The organism is Parvibaculum sp., assembly GCF_035325945.1.
Classification (GTDB): domain Bacteria; phylum Pseudomonadota; class Alphaproteobacteria; order Parvibaculales; family Parvibaculaceae; genus Parvibaculum.
Window position 1 is genome coordinate 1 of sequence record NZ_DAOKYX010000061.1, and the last position, 1,203, is coordinate 1,203.

Sequence of the window (1,203 nt, forward strand, 5' to 3'; positions counted from 1 at the left end):
CATCTGTCAGTCTTTCGATCATTGAAGGCCTCCGGGCGATCATGGGATGAATGAAGCGCGCGCCCGGCATCGGGACGGCGCGATGGCGGCAGTCTATCCGGTTTTGAGATAGGATGCCGCGCAACGAAGGGATCAGGCGGCAAGGAGAAGGAAATGGACTGGCACGAGAGGAAGGCACCGTCGCTTGCCGATTTCGAACGGCTGGCGGACGAGGCCTTCGCGAGATTGCCCGAGGATTTTCGCAGCCGCTGCGAAGGGCTCGTCATTCGCGTGGAGGATTTTCCGAGCGAAGAGGTGCTCGACGATATGGGGCTCGAGAGCCCGTTCGATCTGCTCGGCCTCTATCACGGCCTCGGCCAGCCTTATCAGCTCACCGACGCGGCCACGCATCTTCCCGACATGGTGTTTCTCTACCGCCGGCCGATGCTCGACTACTGGGCCGAATTCGACGAGACGCTCGGCCATCTCGTCACGCATGTTCTCATCCACGAGATCGGCCATCATTTCGGCCTGTCGGACGAAGACATGCATGCGATCGAGGCGAGAGCAGGCGCCTGATCACTCCGCTTCGGGTGGATATGTGCGCTCGGGCACATATGGCCCGCCGCCGGTGCTCGTCCGTGCCGAGAAGAGGACGAAGCGGCTCACCTCGAAACGCGGCGTGGCGAAGAGATTGTTCGCCTCGATGAAGCGATAGACCTCCGGCGCCTCGATGCTCCTGAGCCGCGCCAGCGTCACATGCGGGGTGAAGTTCCGTGTCTCCGGCTTGAGGCCGACGCGGCGCATCGCGCTTTCATGCCGCGCCTGGAGCCGGGTCAGCGGCTCGCTCGGCCGCACGCCCGCCCAGAGCGCATGGGGCTTCTTGCCGCCGAACTCGCCCACGCCCTCGATCTCGATCTCGAAGGGATCGAAGCCGATTTCCTGAAGCGCCTCGTCGACATCGTTCGCAATGTCTTCGGGCACATCGCCGATGAAGCGCAGCGTGATGTGGAAATCGGACGGCTCGATCCAGCGCGCGCCCTCGATCCCGCGCTGAAGGCGCGTGAGACGCCCGGCGATCTCGCCGGGAATTTCGAGGGCAGTGAAAAGACGGATCATGGTTCTTCGATCGCAAGTGTCATGCCCGGACGAGGTCCGGGCATGACATGCCGGTTTCAGGGACAGGGATTGGGCTGGGCGGCGTGAGCCTCGTTCACGTCCTTC

2 protein-coding genes are annotated in these 1,203 nt (G+C 63.3%); one reads left to right on the top strand and one right to left on the bottom strand.

Annotated elements, in window-relative coordinates:
• The first annotated feature begins 153 nt into the window (after positions 1-153).
• Positions 154-558, top strand: coding sequence for a metallopeptidase family protein (locus PKA57_RS14890; RefSeq protein WP_324301943.1), 405 nt, complete (start codon positions 154-156; stop codon positions 556-558).
• Here PKA57_RS14890 and thpR read toward each other — a convergent pair whose 3' ends face one another.
• On the bottom strand, positions 559-1,098 hold the full coding sequence (thpR, locus tag PKA57_RS14895; RefSeq protein WP_324301945.1) for an RNA 2',3'-cyclic phosphodiesterase: 540 nt from the start codon (positions 1,096-1,098) through the stop codon (positions 559-561).
• Positions 1,099-1,203: the final 105 nt, after the last annotated feature.